Annotated in this window: 10 protein-coding genes and 1 riboswitch; of the genes, 6 read left to right on the top strand and 4 right to left on the bottom strand. The window is 72.1% G+C overall.

All coding sequences use genetic code 11. The features are described 5' to 3' along the window. Positions 1–145: 145 nt before the first annotated feature. From ACWCO8_RS23245 to ACWCO8_RS23225, 5 genes are all read left to right on the top strand, one after another. Positions 146–1,366: an RNA ligase gene (locus ACWCO8_RS23245; protein ID WP_451033842.1), complete on the top strand. Its 1,221-nt coding sequence runs from the start codon at positions 146–148 to the stop codon at positions 1,364–1,366. 3 nt (positions 1,367–1,369) lie between these two features. Further along, positions 1,370–2,287: a phosphatase domain-containing protein gene (locus tag ACWCO8_RS23240; RefSeq protein WP_451033841.1), complete on the top strand. Its 918-nt coding sequence runs from the start codon at positions 1,370–1,372 to the stop codon at positions 2,285–2,287. A gap of 201 nt (positions 2,288–2,488) precedes the next feature. After that, the gene (locus ACWCO8_RS23235; protein WP_451033974.1) at positions 2,489–3,694 is read left to right on the top strand and encodes a serine hydrolase domain-containing protein; all 1,206 of its coding nucleotides are present in this window, start codon (positions 2,489–2,491) and stop codon (positions 3,692–3,694) included. 42 nt (positions 3,695–3,736) lie between these two features. Then, positions 3,737–4,849: a CapA family protein gene (locus ACWCO8_RS23230; RefSeq protein ID WP_451033840.1), complete on the top strand. Its 1,113-nt coding sequence runs from the start codon at positions 3,737–3,739 to the stop codon at positions 4,847–4,849. A 59-nt stretch (positions 4,850–4,908) separates the two neighbouring features. Next, complete coding sequence (locus tag ACWCO8_RS23225) at positions 4,909–6,186, top strand: phosphoribosyltransferase family protein (RefSeq protein WP_451033839.1); 1,278 nt, start codon at positions 4,909–4,911, stop codon at positions 6,184–6,186. 62 nt (positions 6,187–6,248) lie between these two features. Here ACWCO8_RS23225 and ACWCO8_RS23220 read toward each other — a convergent pair whose 3' ends face one another. The 4 genes from ACWCO8_RS23220 to ACWCO8_RS23205 form a co-directional block, all read right to left on the bottom strand. Then, a complete protein-coding gene (locus ACWCO8_RS23220; RefSeq protein WP_451033838.1) occupies positions 6,249–7,112 on the bottom strand; it encodes a transglycosylase SLT domain-containing protein in 864 nt (287 codons plus the stop codon). Between the two features lie 2 nt (positions 7,113–7,114). Then, a riboswitch (cyclic di-AMP (ydaO/yuaA leader) is annotated at positions 7,115–7,273 on the bottom strand. A 305-nt stretch (positions 7,274–7,578) separates the two neighbouring features. Then, positions 7,579–9,603 (bottom strand): phosphocholine-specific phospholipase C, encoded by a 2,025-nt coding sequence (locus tag ACWCO8_RS23215; protein WP_451033837.1) that lies wholly within the window; start codon positions 9,601–9,603, stop codon positions 7,579–7,581. A gap of 163 nt (positions 9,604–9,766) precedes the next feature. After that, positions 9,767–11,437: a SpoIIE family protein phosphatase gene (locus tag ACWCO8_RS23210; protein ID WP_451033836.1), complete on the bottom strand. Its 1,671-nt coding sequence runs from the start codon at positions 11,435–11,437 to the stop codon at positions 9,767–9,769. Positions 11,438–11,448: 11 nt separating this feature from the next. Continuing rightward, positions 11,449–11,703 carry a LapA family protein gene (locus ACWCO8_RS23205; RefSeq protein ID WP_362014319.1) on the bottom strand — a complete coding sequence of 85 codons (255 nt, stop codon included), beginning with the start codon at positions 11,701–11,703 and terminating at the stop codon, positions 11,449–11,451. A gap of 136 nt (positions 11,704–11,839) precedes the next feature. Between ACWCO8_RS23205 and ACWCO8_RS23200 the strand changes: the two genes are divergently transcribed. Next, positions 11,840–14,062 carry a PAS domain-containing protein gene (locus ACWCO8_RS23200; RefSeq protein WP_451033835.1) on the top strand — a complete coding sequence of 741 codons (2,223 nt, stop codon included), beginning with the start codon at positions 11,840–11,842 and terminating at the stop codon, positions 14,060–14,062. Positions 14,063–14,084 lie beyond the last annotated feature (22 nt).

Genomic DNA, 14,084 nt, shown 5'->3' with positions numbered 1-14,084 from the left:
GACCGGTGGACGCCGGGGTCAACCGATCGGACGACCCCCGCGCACGGCACCGCCCCCGCCGCTCTGCGGACGGTCCCAGCGATAAAGCAGTGTCGGCGCGCCGCCCGCGCAGGTGACAATGAGCCACCACTGACCAGGAGGAATGATGAGCCAGGCACACCTGACTCTCCAGGAGCTGCTGCCCGCGCGCGAGCTGGCCGACGCCATCGACGCGGGGCACGTCACCCGCAAGGCACACCCCGAACTGCCGCTGTCCATCTACACGTACACGCGGGCGTGCCAGTACGAGCGGATCTGGAACCAGGTGACCACGCGCTGCCGCGGGCTCGTCGCCGACGACGCGACGGGCGAGATCGTCGCGCTGCCGCTGCCCAAGTTCTTCAACATCGGTGAGCACGAGGCCGGTCAGCCCTACGCGCCCGCGCTGCCCGACGAGCCGTTCGAGGTCTACGACAAGGTCGACGGCAGCCTCGCCGTGATCTTCCACTACGCGGACCGCTGGCAGGTCGCGTCCAAGGGGTCCTTCATCAGCGCGCAGGCGACCTGGGCGCAGCGCCGGCTCGACGGCCGGGACACCGGGGCCCTGACGCCCGGCGTCACGTACCTCGCCGAGATCCTGTACCCGCAGAATCGTATCGTCGTCGACTACGGCGACCGTCGGGACCTCGTCCTGCTCGCCGCCTTCGGGCCGGACGGCACCGAGATCCCGCTCGCCGAGGCCGCCGCCGACTGGACGGAGGTCGGCTCCGTCGTACGGACCTGGCCCGCGATGCCGCTCGACGAACTGCTCGCCCTCACCGAGTCGAACACCCTGCCCGGCGGCCGCCCCGCCACCGGCACCGACGCCGAGGGCTTCGTGCTGCGGTACGCCTCCGGTGTGCGCGCCAAGGCGAAGCTGAGCGAGTACGTACGCCTCCACAAGGTGCTGACCGGCGTCACCGAGCGGGACATCTGGCGCAGTCACGGCATCCAGCGCTTCGCCGGCACCGCCGTGAAGCGCCTCGCGCAGGGCCTGGGGCTCTCGGTCGCCGAACTCGGCGGTGTCACCTCCGCCGGAGGCCGGCCGCTGGACGCCCTCCTGGAGCAGGTGCCCGACGAGTTCGACGCCTGGGTGCGCGGGGTCGTCGCCCGTCTGGAGGACGAGGCGGTGGAGCGGGAACGCGCCATCGACGAGGCGTACGCGGGCATCGCCCACCTCGCCGGGGACCGGGGCGCGTTCGCCCGGGCCGTCAAGACCCTGCCGGTCGATCCGCAGGTACGGTCGGCCATGTTCCTGCGCCTCGACGGGCGGCCGACCGACCTGTTCGTCTGGCGGGCCGTCAGGCCCGAGGCGACCGACCCGTACACCACCGACCTGGAGATCTGAGCCGTGCCCGAAGTACACGTCATGACGGGGCTCCCCGCCTCGGGGAAGACCACGGCCGCCCGGCGGCTGCAGGCGGAGGCCGAGGGCCGGATGCGCCGCGTCAACCTCGACGACCTGCGCACCATGCTGGACGTCCCGGCCCCCGAGCGCGGCCGTTCGCACGCGCACGAGCGGACCGTCCTCGACATCCAGGACGCGGCCGTCCGCTCGGCCGTCGAGGGCGGGTTCGACGTCGTCGTCGACAACACGCACCTCACGCCGCACATCCCCAAGCGGCTGAAGGCGGCCGTCGTCGGCCTCGACGCCCGTTTCGTGGTGCACGACTTCACCGACGTACCGGTCGAGGAGTGCGTACGGCGTGACGCGGCGCGCGAGCGGTCGGTCGGCGAGGAGATCATCCGCATCCTCGCCGACAAGCACGCCAAGGCGACCCGCGGCGGCTGGCGGCTGACGGCCGAGTGGCTGGACGCACGGCCGTCGGCCGCGCCGTACGTACCCGACCCCGCGCTCCCGTCGGCGGTCCTGTGCGACATCGACGGCACGCTCGCGCTGCGCGGCGACCGGGGCCCGTACGACTTCACGCGCTGCGACCTCGACCTGCTGAACGTCTCCGTGGCCCGCGCGCTGCGCGCCTTCCGTAACGCGGACAACGACACGATCGTGCTGCTGTCCGGGCGCAGCGAGGACCACCGCGCCCTCACCGAGGCGTGGCTCGCGCGCCACGAAGTGCCCTACGACGAGCTGTGGATGCGGGCGTCGGACGACGGCCGGGGCGACGACATCGTCAAGGCCGAGCTGTTCGACGCGCACATCCGGCACCGCTACGCGGTACGGGTCTCGCTGGACGACCGCGACCGGGTCGTCGCGCTCTGGCGCCACATGGGCCTGCCGACCTGGCAGGTCAACTACGGCAACTTCTGAGCCGTGGTGGGGCGGTGCGCGGCGGGCCGAACGGCTCGCCGTGCACCGCCCGCCGCACCGGCCTAGCCTGAGGGAGGGGAGTCGTCCTCGTCTGGCAGGAGGCCTGCCGTGAGGTACCCGCAACAGCGCTCGCCTGCGCAACAGCGCTCGCCGTCGCAGGCGAGGTGGCGTCGGGTCGGTGTGGTTCTCGCCGCGACCGGCATGCTGGCCGTTCCCGTCTCGACGGGCGCGGCCTTCTCCGTGGAAGCCCCCGTGGCCGCGTACAGCGCCGCGGAACTCGCCCCGAACGCACTGGCCCCGAACGCACTCGCCCCCTCCGCCACGAACGGCGACTTCGCCGAGCTCACCCCCGAGGTGGCGGCCCGCCTGGACACCGCGATCCAGCAGGTCATGCGCGAGGCCGACGTACCCGGGGTGATGGTCTCGCTGTCCGCCCCCGGCAAGGGGACCTACGTCCGCTCCTTCGGGATCGCCGACAGGACCACCGGGGCGCCCATGAACCCGGACCTCTACCTGAGGGTCGGCAGCGTCACCAAGACCTTCACCGTGACCGCCCTGCTGGAACTGGTCGACCAGGGCAGGGTCGGCCTGGACGACACGATCGACAAGTACGTCGACGGCGTCCCCAACGGCGACGAGATCACCCTCCGTCAACTCGCCGGAATGCGCAGCGGGTTGTTCAACTACTCGGCGGACGAAGGCTTCTACAAGGCCCTGACGTCCGACCCGGAACGTCCCTTCACCCCACAGGAGTTGCTCGACTACTCCTTCAAGCACCCGGTGAACTTCCAGCCGGGGGCCCAGTTCGAGTACTGCAACACCAACCTGATCCTGCTCGGGCTCGTGGTGGAGCAGGAAGGCGGACTCCCGCTCGACGAATACCTTCAGCAGAACGTCATGGAACCGGCCGGACTGCGGCACACGCTCCTGCCGGTCGGCACCGAGTTCCCCCGCCCGCACGCCCACGGCTACACCAACCAGACGGCGTCCGGGAAGGTCGAGGACTCCACCGACTGGAACCCGTCCTGGGGCTGGGCGGCCGGTGCGCTGATCTCCCAGCTCGACGATCTGCACAAATGGGCGCGCGTCCTCGCCACCGGAACCCTGCTCAACCCCGAGACCCAGGCGCAACGCCTCGAGACGCGGCCGACGGGCATCCCCGGGGCGGGGTACGGCCTCGGCATCTTCAACGTCGACGGCTGGATCGGCCACAACGGCTCGCTGCCCGGTTACGAGTCGCTGGTGGTGTACCTGCCGGAGGCCCGCGCCACCATGATCGTCATGCTGAACACCGACATCCTGCACGACGGCGTGGAGCCCAGCACGCTCTTCGGCCAGGCGATCACCCAGATCGTCAGCCCGGACAACGTGTACAACCTGCCGGTGTCCCCGACGCCCAAGACATGATCCGTTCAGGCCCGCCGGGCGCGCCGCGTCTACCCTGGGTTCATGGACGGTGACCGGGTCGGACTGTTCCTCTGCGGCGACGTGATGCTCGGCCGCGGGGTCGACCAGATCCTTCCCCACCCCGGCGACCCGGCGCTGCGCGAGCGGTACGTGCACGACGCACGGTCCTATGTGGCGCTCGCCGAGGCCGTGAACGGCCCGATCCCGCACCGCGCGGACTTCACCTACCCCTGGGGCGTCGCGCTCGACGCCCTCGACGTGGCCGCGCCCGACGTGCGCGTCACGAATCTGGAGACGGCCGTCACCACGAGCGACGAGTACGCCCCCGGCAAGGCCGTCCACTACCGGATGCACCCCGAGAACGTGCCCTGTCTGACCGCCGTCCGCCCCGACGTCTGCGTCCTGGCCAACAACCACGTCCTCGACCACGGTCGCGGCGGCCTCGCCGACACCCTCGACACCCTGGCGAAGCACGGTGTGCGCACGGTGGGCGCGGGCGAGGACGCCGAGGCGGCCGCCCGGCCCGCGATCGTCGACCTGCCCGGCGGCGGCCGGCTCGTCGCGTACGCCCTGGGCATGGCCTCCAGCGGCATCCCGCGCGACTGGGCGGCCACCGCGGCCCACAGCGGGGTCCACTACGCCGCCGGGCCCACCGGCACCGCCGCAGCCCGGCTCCTCGCCCGGATCCGGGAGGCCAAGCGCCCCGGCGACCTCGTCCTGGTATCCCTCCACTGGGGCTCCAACTGGGGGTACGCGCTCTCCGGCACCGACGTCGCCTACGGGCACGCGCTGATCGACGCCGGTGCCGACGTGGTGCACGGCCACTCCTCGCACCACCCCCGGCCGCTGGAGGTCCACCGGGGCAAGCTCGTGCTGCACGGCTGCGGCGACCTGATCAACGACTACGAGGGCATCACCGGCTACGAGCAGTACCGCGACGACCTGCGGCTGCTGTACCTCGTCTCGGTGCGGCCCGACGACGGCCGACTCCAGGAGGTACGGATCATCCCCCTTCGGGCCCGGCGCATGCGGCTGGAGCACGCTCCCGGCCGCGACGCGCGCTGGCTCCACGACGTACTGGGCCGGACCAGCCGGCCCCACGGCGCGCGGGTCGACCTCGACGAGGACGGAACCCTCGTCGCACGCCCCGCCTGACGGGCGGCGGCCCGCACCCGCCCGCGCGCCGGCTTCAGGACCAGGGAGACGAGCGGGTCATGTACTTCACCGATCGCACCGACGCCGGACGGCAGCTCGCCGCACGCCTGGAGCACCTCAAGGGCCGCGACGTCGTGGTCCTGGGGCTTCCGCGCGGCGGGGTGCCGGTCGCCGAACAGGTCGCCGACGCCCTCGGGGCCCCACTGGACGTCTGCCTCGTCCGCAAGCTCGGGGTGCCCTTCCAGCCGGAGCTGGCCATGGGCGCCATCGGCGAGGGAGACGTACGGGTCCTCAACGACCACGTCCTCGCCGACAGCCGCGTCTCCGCCGGGGACCTCGCCGGTGTGGAGGCGCGCGAGCGGGTCGTGCTCGGGCAGCGCTCCCGGCGCTACCGGGGCGCCCGGCCCGCGGCTCGGCTCGACGGCCGGACCGTCGTGGTCGTCGACGACGGCCTGGCGACGGGCGCCACGGCGGTCGCCGCCTGCCGGGTCGTGCGGGCCCAGGGGGCCGCGCGGATCGTCCTCGCCGTGCCGGTCGCGCCGGCCGACTGGCGGGAGCGGATCGGCCGGGAGGCCGACGAGACCGTCTGCGTCCACGAGCCGGCCTTCTTCTACGCGATCGGCCAGTTCTACCAGGACTTCTCCCAGACCCCGGACGAGGAGGTCGTCGCCTGTCTGGAACGCCACCACGCAGGCCGTGACCAGGACGACGGGGACCCGGAGGTGCTCATCCCGGCCGGGGACGCGGAGGTCGGGGGCCACCTCGTGGTGCCCGACGGCGCTCCGGGGATCGTCGTGTTCGCCCACGGCAGCGGCAGCAGCCGGCACAGCCCCCGCAACCGAGCCGTCGCCGAGAGCCTGAACCGGGCCGGGCTCGGCACGCTCCTCTTCGACCTGCTCACCGAGGAGGAGGCCGCCGACCGCGCCAACGTCTTCGACACCGAGCTCCTCGCCGGCCGGCTGTCGAGGGCCACCCACTGGCTGGCCGGCCGCCCCGGCCTCGACGGGCTGCGGACCGGCTACTTCGGCGCCAGCACCGGCGCGGCGGCCGCCCTCTGGTCCGCCGCCGACCCGCTGTCCGAGGTGTCCGCCGTGGTCTCCCGGGGCGGCCGCCCGGACCTCGCGGGCCCACGACTCGCCCAGGTCCGCGCCCCCACCCTGCTGATCGTGGGCGGCCACGACCGGCTGGTCCAGGACCTCAACGAGGAGGCCCGCTCCCGCCTGACGTGCGAGAACGACCTGGTCGTCGTCCCGGGTGCCGGCCACCTCTTCGAGGAACCCGGCACCCTGGAACAGGTCGGCGAACTCGCCGCGAACTGGTTCGGCGACCACTTCTAGAGCGGTCGCCGCCAGTGCTCAAGGCCGCCCGTAATCAAGGCAGCCCGTGCTCAACCGGCCTGTCAGTAGGGCCCGTTGACGTTGTCGATGGAGCCGTACCGGTCCGCCGCGTAGTTGCAGGCGGCGGTGATGTTGGCGACCGGGTCGTAGAGGTCCATCGAGGTGCCGGGCACGTGGTAGGCGAGGAACGTCGGCTCGATCACCTGGAGCAGGCCCTTGGACGGGGTGCCCTTGGCGGCGTTGGAGTCCCAGTTGTTGATCGCCAGCGGGTTGCCGGAGGACTCACGCATGATGTTGCGCTGGATCCCGTCGTACGAACCGGGGATGCCGTACTTCTGCATGATGTCCAGCGACTCGCGGATCCAGCCGTCGAGGTCGTTGGTGTAGGTCTTCGCGGCCGCCTGCGTCGCCTGGGTCGACTTCGCGGGAGCCGCCTTCGACGGGGCGGCGGCCGGGGCGGCGGCGCGCTGCTGGGAGCGGTCGGCCCGGTCCGTACTCGTCGTACGGGCCTGCGACTTCGGCTTCTTCGGAGCGGCGGCGGCCTTTCCGTGCAGCTTCAGTTCCAGGCCGGGGTGGATGAGTGACGGGTTGTCACCCACGGCCGCGCGATTCGCGCGGTACAGGGCCTTCCAGCCGCCCTGCACACTCTGCTCGTGGGCGATCACCGAAAGGGAATCGCCGCGGGTGACGGTATAGGTCTTGGCCGCGGAATTCTGCGCGGCCGGAATGGATTCCGCGATCTTCGCCGGGGCGCTGAGAACGGTCTTCCCCGTGAGGGCGATCTCGGGGGCCGACTGGGGCGCGGCGTGCGCGGTGGCCGTGCCGACCAGGGGCAGGGCCAGGGCGGCGCCGCCCGTGCTCGCGAGGGCGAGGCCGCGGGTCAGGGGCCTTCTCTTGGGGCGCCGGTGCTTACCGTGTGCGGGCATGATGCAGTCCTCTCCGGCGCCTGCGGGGTGAGCTGTCGGGTTCGGGCTGGAGATGCCCGGCCGCGCGTGCGCGACTTCACCCCGAGCCGTGCCGGAAAAACCGGACCGGCGAAAAGTGGGTCCCCCGCTCCTGCCATCGGGTGAATGAGCGGTCTAATTCGGACGGTGGCAGGATTCGGCGTTCCGTCCGGGTCGAGGTGACCGTAAGCGAGAAATGTCGGACGAAACAAGGCGCCGAATGCGCGGGTATTTCTTCGAGGACTTCCGCGACCCGCCCGGCGCCCCGAACTTCCTTGCCGGACAAGGGGACGGGGCGGTTCCAAAGATCGTCGAAAACCTGAGGTGATTCGGCTCACGCGCCATGCCATAACGGACATGCGGGGAAATTCGACCGAGTTGAGAAATGGGGCACAAGGGGATGTGAAATCCCTTGTGCCCCATTTGGTCGGAACTGTGGATGTGTGGGTCAGCCGCTGATGCTCGGAGCGCCCGTCTCGATGTGGCCGGTGTAGCGGCGCGACCAGGTGCCGTCGATGTCGGCCAGGATCGTGAAGTCGTACCAGCCGTTGCTGTACGCCACGGCGTTGAAGTAGTCCTCGCGCGAGGAGTTCGCCGCCACCGTGTACGTCCACGGGCCGTCGGTGCGGTAGGCGTTCGAGCGGATGGTGAAGGTCACCGGACCGGCCGAGGTGTTCGTCAGCTTGAAGTAGATCGCCGTCTTCCCGGTGCCCGGCTCGGTCGCGAACCGCGCCGCCACCTCGATCGCCTTCCCCGCCTTGGAGGCGTCGCCGATGAACCGCCGCAGGAAGCGGTTGGGCCCCATCATCGAGATGTCGTACTTGCCCGAACCCGACCCGAGCCCGATGTTGAAGTAGTCCGTGGACGTCGCGCCCGGGTCGACCGTGTACTGCCAGGCCGCCGTGTCCCGGTGCTGGTGCGGGTGGATCGTGAAGTGCGCGGGCCGCTTCGCCTGGGCGCCCTGGTTCGTCATGGAGAACCATGCGAGGATCTTGCCCGCCGCCCCGAACTCGAACCGGTCGAGGTTCCCGTTGACCTGGTACGGCAGGGCGCGCGCCGGACGCGTACCGGACTCCTGCGCCGGCAGGGCGTTGTCCTGCGGCACCGGGTTGGGCAGCGGGCCGCAGGTGTCCTGGCCGATGACCTTGGCCGTGGAGGGCAGGCCCGAGGGGACGCCGTACACCGGGCGCGCGAAGTCGAAGACGCCCGTCAGGTCGCCGGTGACCTTCCGCCGCCAGGCGCTGATGTTCGGGCACGATGCCGGGGTGCCGAGGGCGGCCGTCCAGGTCTCCATGAAGCGCAGCACGGAGGTGTGGTCGAAGACCTCGGAGCTGACCCAGCCGCCGCGCGTCCAGGGCGACATGACGAGCATCGGGACCCGGAAGCCCAGGCCGATCGGCACGCCGTCGATGTACTCGCCGGGGGTGCCGGGCGGGGCGACCGGCGGCGGCACGTGGTCGAAGAAGCCGTCGTTCTCGTCGTAGTTGAGGAACAGCACGGTCGAGTCGAAGACCTCGGGGTTCGCGGCGAGCGCGCGGTAGACCAGGTCGACGAAGTGCGCGCCGTCGCCGGGCGGGGCGTACGGGTGCTCGGAGAACGCCTCGTTCGCCACCACCCAGGAGACCTGCGGAAGCGTCCCGGCGACCACGTCGGCGCGGATCGCCGCGGCGATGTCGTCCGGGGTGGAACCGGTGACCTTCGGCACCGACCCCATGCCGCGGTCGTACAGCGGGTCGCCGGGACGGGCGTCGGTGAACTTCTTGAAGTAGGCCAGGCCGTTGTCGCCGTAGTTGTCCTGGGCGTTCTGGTAGACCTTCCAGCTCACTCCGGCGCGCTGGAGCGCCTCCGCGTACGACTCCCAGGTCAGCCCGGACTCGTCGCCGCCGTCCTTGCTGGAGGCGTCGATCTTGCCGCTCCAGAGGAAGGTGCGGTTGGGCCCCGTGGCGCTGAGCGCCGAGCAGAAGTAGGCGTCGCAGATCGTGTAGTTGTCGGCGAGCGCGTAGTGGAACGGTATGTCGCTACGGTCGAGGTAGCCGAGGGTGCGGGTGTTGCCGACGCCCGTGACCCAGTTGTCCATCCGGCCCTTGTTCCACGCCGCGTGCTGCGAGGTCCAGCTGTGCGGAAGGTCGCCGTTGCACTGGGCGAGGGTCTCCCCGTCCACGCCGCCCGCCGGCGGGGTGGAGCTCAGCTTCCACGGGTACTGGCGGCCGCCCCAGTTGGGCTGGTTGAACATGCCCCAGCCGCCCGGGATGTTGCCCGCGGCCCGGTCGCCGAAGCCGCGCACGCCGCGCAGCCGGCCGAAGTAGTGGTCGAAGCTGCGGTTCTCCTGCATGAGCACCACGACGTGCTTGACGTCCGTGATGGTCCCGGTCGCGCCCGCTGCGGCGGCCGACGCCGTGCCCGTGGGCAGCGCCGCGCCCGCCGCGAGCCCTGCCCCGATGCCGACGAATCCCCTGCGGCTGATGGGAGTCAATGCCCCGCCTCTCGTGTCACCGCATGCCCCACTGGCACACGGTGGACAGGATGAGGGAGCCGAGCTTAAAGGTATACATCCGTGCGGTAAGTCTTGGATGAACTTCCGAAGGGCGGCAGGTAGTTGGGACATGATTGGTTCGGACATGAACCAATACGGGATATCAGTCCCTACGGCCCAAGGGCTGGAGGGCGGTCGTCCCCGCACCGTCCCTGCGCACCATCAGCAGCGCCGCGTCGTCCTCCGCGTGCGGTCCGCCGGTGAGGGTGTCGAGGAGATGGTCGGCCAGCTCCTCCAGATCGGGCGGCCCGCCCGAGAAGGCGGCGGCAAGCCGCGACAGACCGACATCGAAGTCCTCGCCCGGCTTCTCGACGAGCCCGTCGGAGTAGAGCAGCAGCGTCTCGCCCGGCGCGAGGCGGGCCGTCGTGTACGGGTACGCGGTCCTGCCCCACTCGGCGGGCAGGCCGAGCGGCGGCCCGCCCGCGAGCCGGACGACGTCGACCGTACCGTCGGCGTGGCGCAGCAGCGGCGGCGGATGGCCCGCGTTCGCCACCTGGACCTCTCCCGTGTCGAGGGCCACCCGCAGGTACTGGCAGGTCGCGAACCGGTCGGAGTCGAGCTGGGCCAGGAACGCCGACGCCTTGCCCAGGACGGTGTCGCAGCCGTGGCCCTCCGCCGCGTACGCCGCCATCGCCACCCGCAACTGCCCCATGAGCGCCGCCGCCTCGGTGTCGTGCCCCTGTACATCACCGATCGCGAGCCCGAGCCCGCCGTCGGGCAGCGTCACCGCGTCGTACCAGTCACCCCCGACCCGTACCCCCTTCCGGGCCGTCCGGTAGCGCACCGCGACCAGGCCCCCGGGCGTCCGGGGGATCCGGCGCGGCAGCATCGCGTTCTGCAGGGCGGCGGCGATCTCCCGCGACCGGTCGAGCGGCACCACCCGGTGCACCGCCCGGGCGACCGCCTTCGCCCAGCCGGTCATGAGGGTGTGGTCCGCGAACGAGAAGACCGACCGGTCGTCGTAGAACACGCCCAGCGCGCCGATCGGCTGCCCCTCGTCCATCAGGGGCAGGAACGCGGCGGCCGTGGCGCTGAAGCCGACCCGGTAGCGCGCGAGAGCCGGGTAGCGGTCCAGGAAGGAGTGGACGGAGGTGAAGAAGAGCGGGCTGTGCGTGCGGACGACGTCGTTCAGGGGCAGCGAGTCCGCGAGCCGGGACTTCGCGGGGAAGTCGCTGGAGCCCGGGGAGACCACGGTACGGACCATCTGCAGCCGTCCCTGTTCCAGCACGCCCAGGGAGATCGCCTTCGCCCCGAGCGGGCGCAGGCTCGTCTCGCTCCCGAGCACCTCGGCGACCTCGTCGACGCTCATCGCACGGGCCAGCGCGAGCGCCCCCTCGCCCAGGGCGCGCAGCGGATCCTGCTCCTCCTCGGCCGGCAGCCGCAGCGCGGTGTGCGCCAGGTCGAGCGTGGCGTCCCGGACCACCCCGACCACCCGCGCCGCCCCGCCGGGGCGCTCGCGCACCAGGGTGCCCCGGGCGTGCGTCCAGCGGCTGCGCCCGTCGTGGAGGTGCACCCGGAAATAGGCGCTGTACGCGTTCCGGCGGCCGGACAGGAGATCCGCCGAGAGCCCCGACAGCAGCTCCCAGTCCTCCGCCCGGATCTTGGGGCGCAGATCGCTCGAGAGACCGGTGAATTCGGCCGGGAGCAGCCCGAAGACCGTCCGGGCCACGGGGTCCAGGGTCAGCCGCCCGGTGGCCGGATCCCAGGCGAAACAGCCGACGCGGGTCGCCGCGAGCGCTTCGCCCGGCTCCAGCCGGGGCTCCCTGTCGCCCATCCGGGTGCCGGTCAGCGCCGGGCGCGCCGACGGGCGAGGTACATGCCGAGGGCCATCCCGACGAGCAGGGTGACCGTGAGGACGCTCCAGAGCGGCAGGGTGACCGTGGGGATCCACAGCCTGATCGTCACGGACCCCGTGTTCGCGGCGATGAACCAGATCGCCAGCGCGGCGAGGACCAGGAAACCGATCGTGCGCAGCCGCATGTCCCGACCCTTGACGGTGACGGTCGGGGGAGCGTGCGGGGCAGATTCCTTACGGGCCATAGTGTCCATTATCAGACGTTTACGGCGAGTGTGCTGAGCGCCGGGCGGGGCGATCCTCCCGGATGCCCCGCCGCCCGCCAGGAACTAGGCTCCCTGGACGACGGCAGATGTCCGCCGAAGCCGAGTGCGAGGCACGATGGCAGAGCGTGAGGATCCCCCGGACGCCTCGAACGGCCCGGCAGGCCCGGACGCCCGCGAGGGGCGGGGAGCCGTCGCCGTCCTCGACGAGCGCGGTCTCGTCGTGGAGTGGAGCCGGGCGGCCGAGCGGCTGCTCGGCGTGGACCGCTCCCAGATCGTGGGCCGCCCCGTGACCGACCTGCTCACCCTGATCGACGCGGAGGCGCTGTCCGAGGGCGTGACGGTCGGGCCGGTGTACGACGGGGGCAAGGTGAAGGCCGGGCGCTGGGGCCTGTGGCCCGCGGGACCGCTCCCCGGGGGCATCCGCTCCGGCGTCCTGGAAGCCGTCTTCACCCAGTCCCCGGTCGGCCTGCACGTGGTCGACGCCGACCTGCGGGTGCTCCGGGTCAACTCGGCGGCCGTCGGCATGCGCGGGGTCCCCGAGCGGGAGATCCTCGGCCGGCCCTTCCTCGAGGTCTACGAACGCTTCACTCCGCAGCCGGTCGAAGGAACCCTGCACCAGGTCCTGGCCACGGGCATCCCGGTCTTCGACCGGCGGGCCGCCGGCTATCCGCGCGCGGATCCCGCCCGCGAACACATCTTCTCCGTCTCCATCTTCCGGCTGGAGGACGACGCGGGCCGCCCCCTCGGCCTCGTCGCCTCCGCCGTCGACGTCACCGCCCGCGAACGCGCCCGCGACCGGCTCGCGGTCCTGCACCTCGCGCACGAGCGGATGGGCCTCCTCCTGGACCCCGTGCGGTGCGCCCGGGAGCTCGCCCGGGCCGTGGTGCCCCTCCTCGCCGACACCGCCACGGTCGCCCTCACCGCCCCACCGCTCCACGGCCCGGACGCCGACCTGCCCCCGCCGCCCGACGAACCCCTGCGCTGCGTGGCCGTGTGGCCCCCGGACGCCGGCGAGGCACCGGAGGTGGGCGCCGAGGTCTGCCCGGAGGACTCGGGCCGGGCCGTGCCGTACATCGACGAGCAGGCCGTCGGCGGGCCCACCCTCGTGGCCCCGATCGTCCTGCGCGGCGTCCTTCACGGCGTCGCCCGGTTCTCGCGGCCGAACCGGCCCGACCCCTTCGAGGACGACGACCTGCGGCTCGCGGCGGACCTCGTCTCGCACACGGCCGTCTGTGTGGACAACGCCCGCCGCTACGAGCACTCCCACGCCGTGGCCCTCGCGCTCCAGGGCAACCTGCTGCGAGCCGGCCGTACCGGCAGCAGCACGCTGGAGACCGCGCACCGCTACCTCCCCGCCGGACTCGGCACCGGCGCCTGGTTCGACGTCATCCCGCTCTCCGGCAGCCGTGTCGCCCTGACGGTCGGTCACATCGCCGGCTTCGGCCCGGACGCCACCGCCGCGATGGTCCAACTCCGTTCAGCAGTCCAGGCGTTGGCTGCGCTCGACCTCGACCCGCACGATCTGCTCGCCCGACTGGACGACGTCACCCGCCGCCTCGACGAGGAACGCTCCGCCGCCGGTACGGAGGAACCCCTCACCGCCCAGTGCGTGTACGCCGTCCACGACCCGGTCACCGAGACCTGCGCGATCGCCCGCGCCGGCCGCCAGACCGTCCTCGTCGGCCACCCGGACGGAACCTGGCGGACCCACCCCCTGGAGGAGACCACGGCGCTCGGCGAGGAGGGACCGCCGTTCGCCGCCGAGGAGATCCCTCTGCCGGCCGGCAGCACCCTCGTGCTCCTCTCGGGCCACGCGACACCCGACGCCCCGCCCCTGGCCGACCTGCGCACGCACCTCACCGGAGTGCGCAGCCTCCTGACCGTCGCCGCACTGGACGCCCTGCCTGCCGACCAGGCCGCTGTCCTCGTCGCCCGTACCCTGCCCCTCGACCCGGCCGACGTCGCCGACTGGGACGTCGGCCCCGAACTCTCCTCCGTGGCCGAGGCCCGTCGCCGGGCGCTACGCCAACTGGACGACTGGGGACTGACGGAGGAGACGGCCTTCTCCGTGGAGCTCGTCGTCAGCGAGCTGGTGACCAACGCGATCCGCCACGGCACCCCACCGATCCGCCTCCGCCTCATCCGCAACCCCGCGGACTCCACCGTGACCTGCGAGATCTCCGACAACGGAGCCGCCGCCCCGCAACTCCGCCGCGCCCGAGCCGCCGACGAGGGCGGACGCGGCCTCTTCATCTCGGGCGAGCTGTCGGACCGTTGGGGCGTGCGGTGGCAGGACGAAGGCAAGACGGTGTGGTCGGAGATCTCGTACACCACGTGAGCCGACGGGCAGCCGGGCGCTG

This window comes from Streptomyces sp. NPDC001927 (genome assembly GCF_053594455.1).
This window is presented reverse-complemented; position numbering and strand designations above follow the sequence as displayed.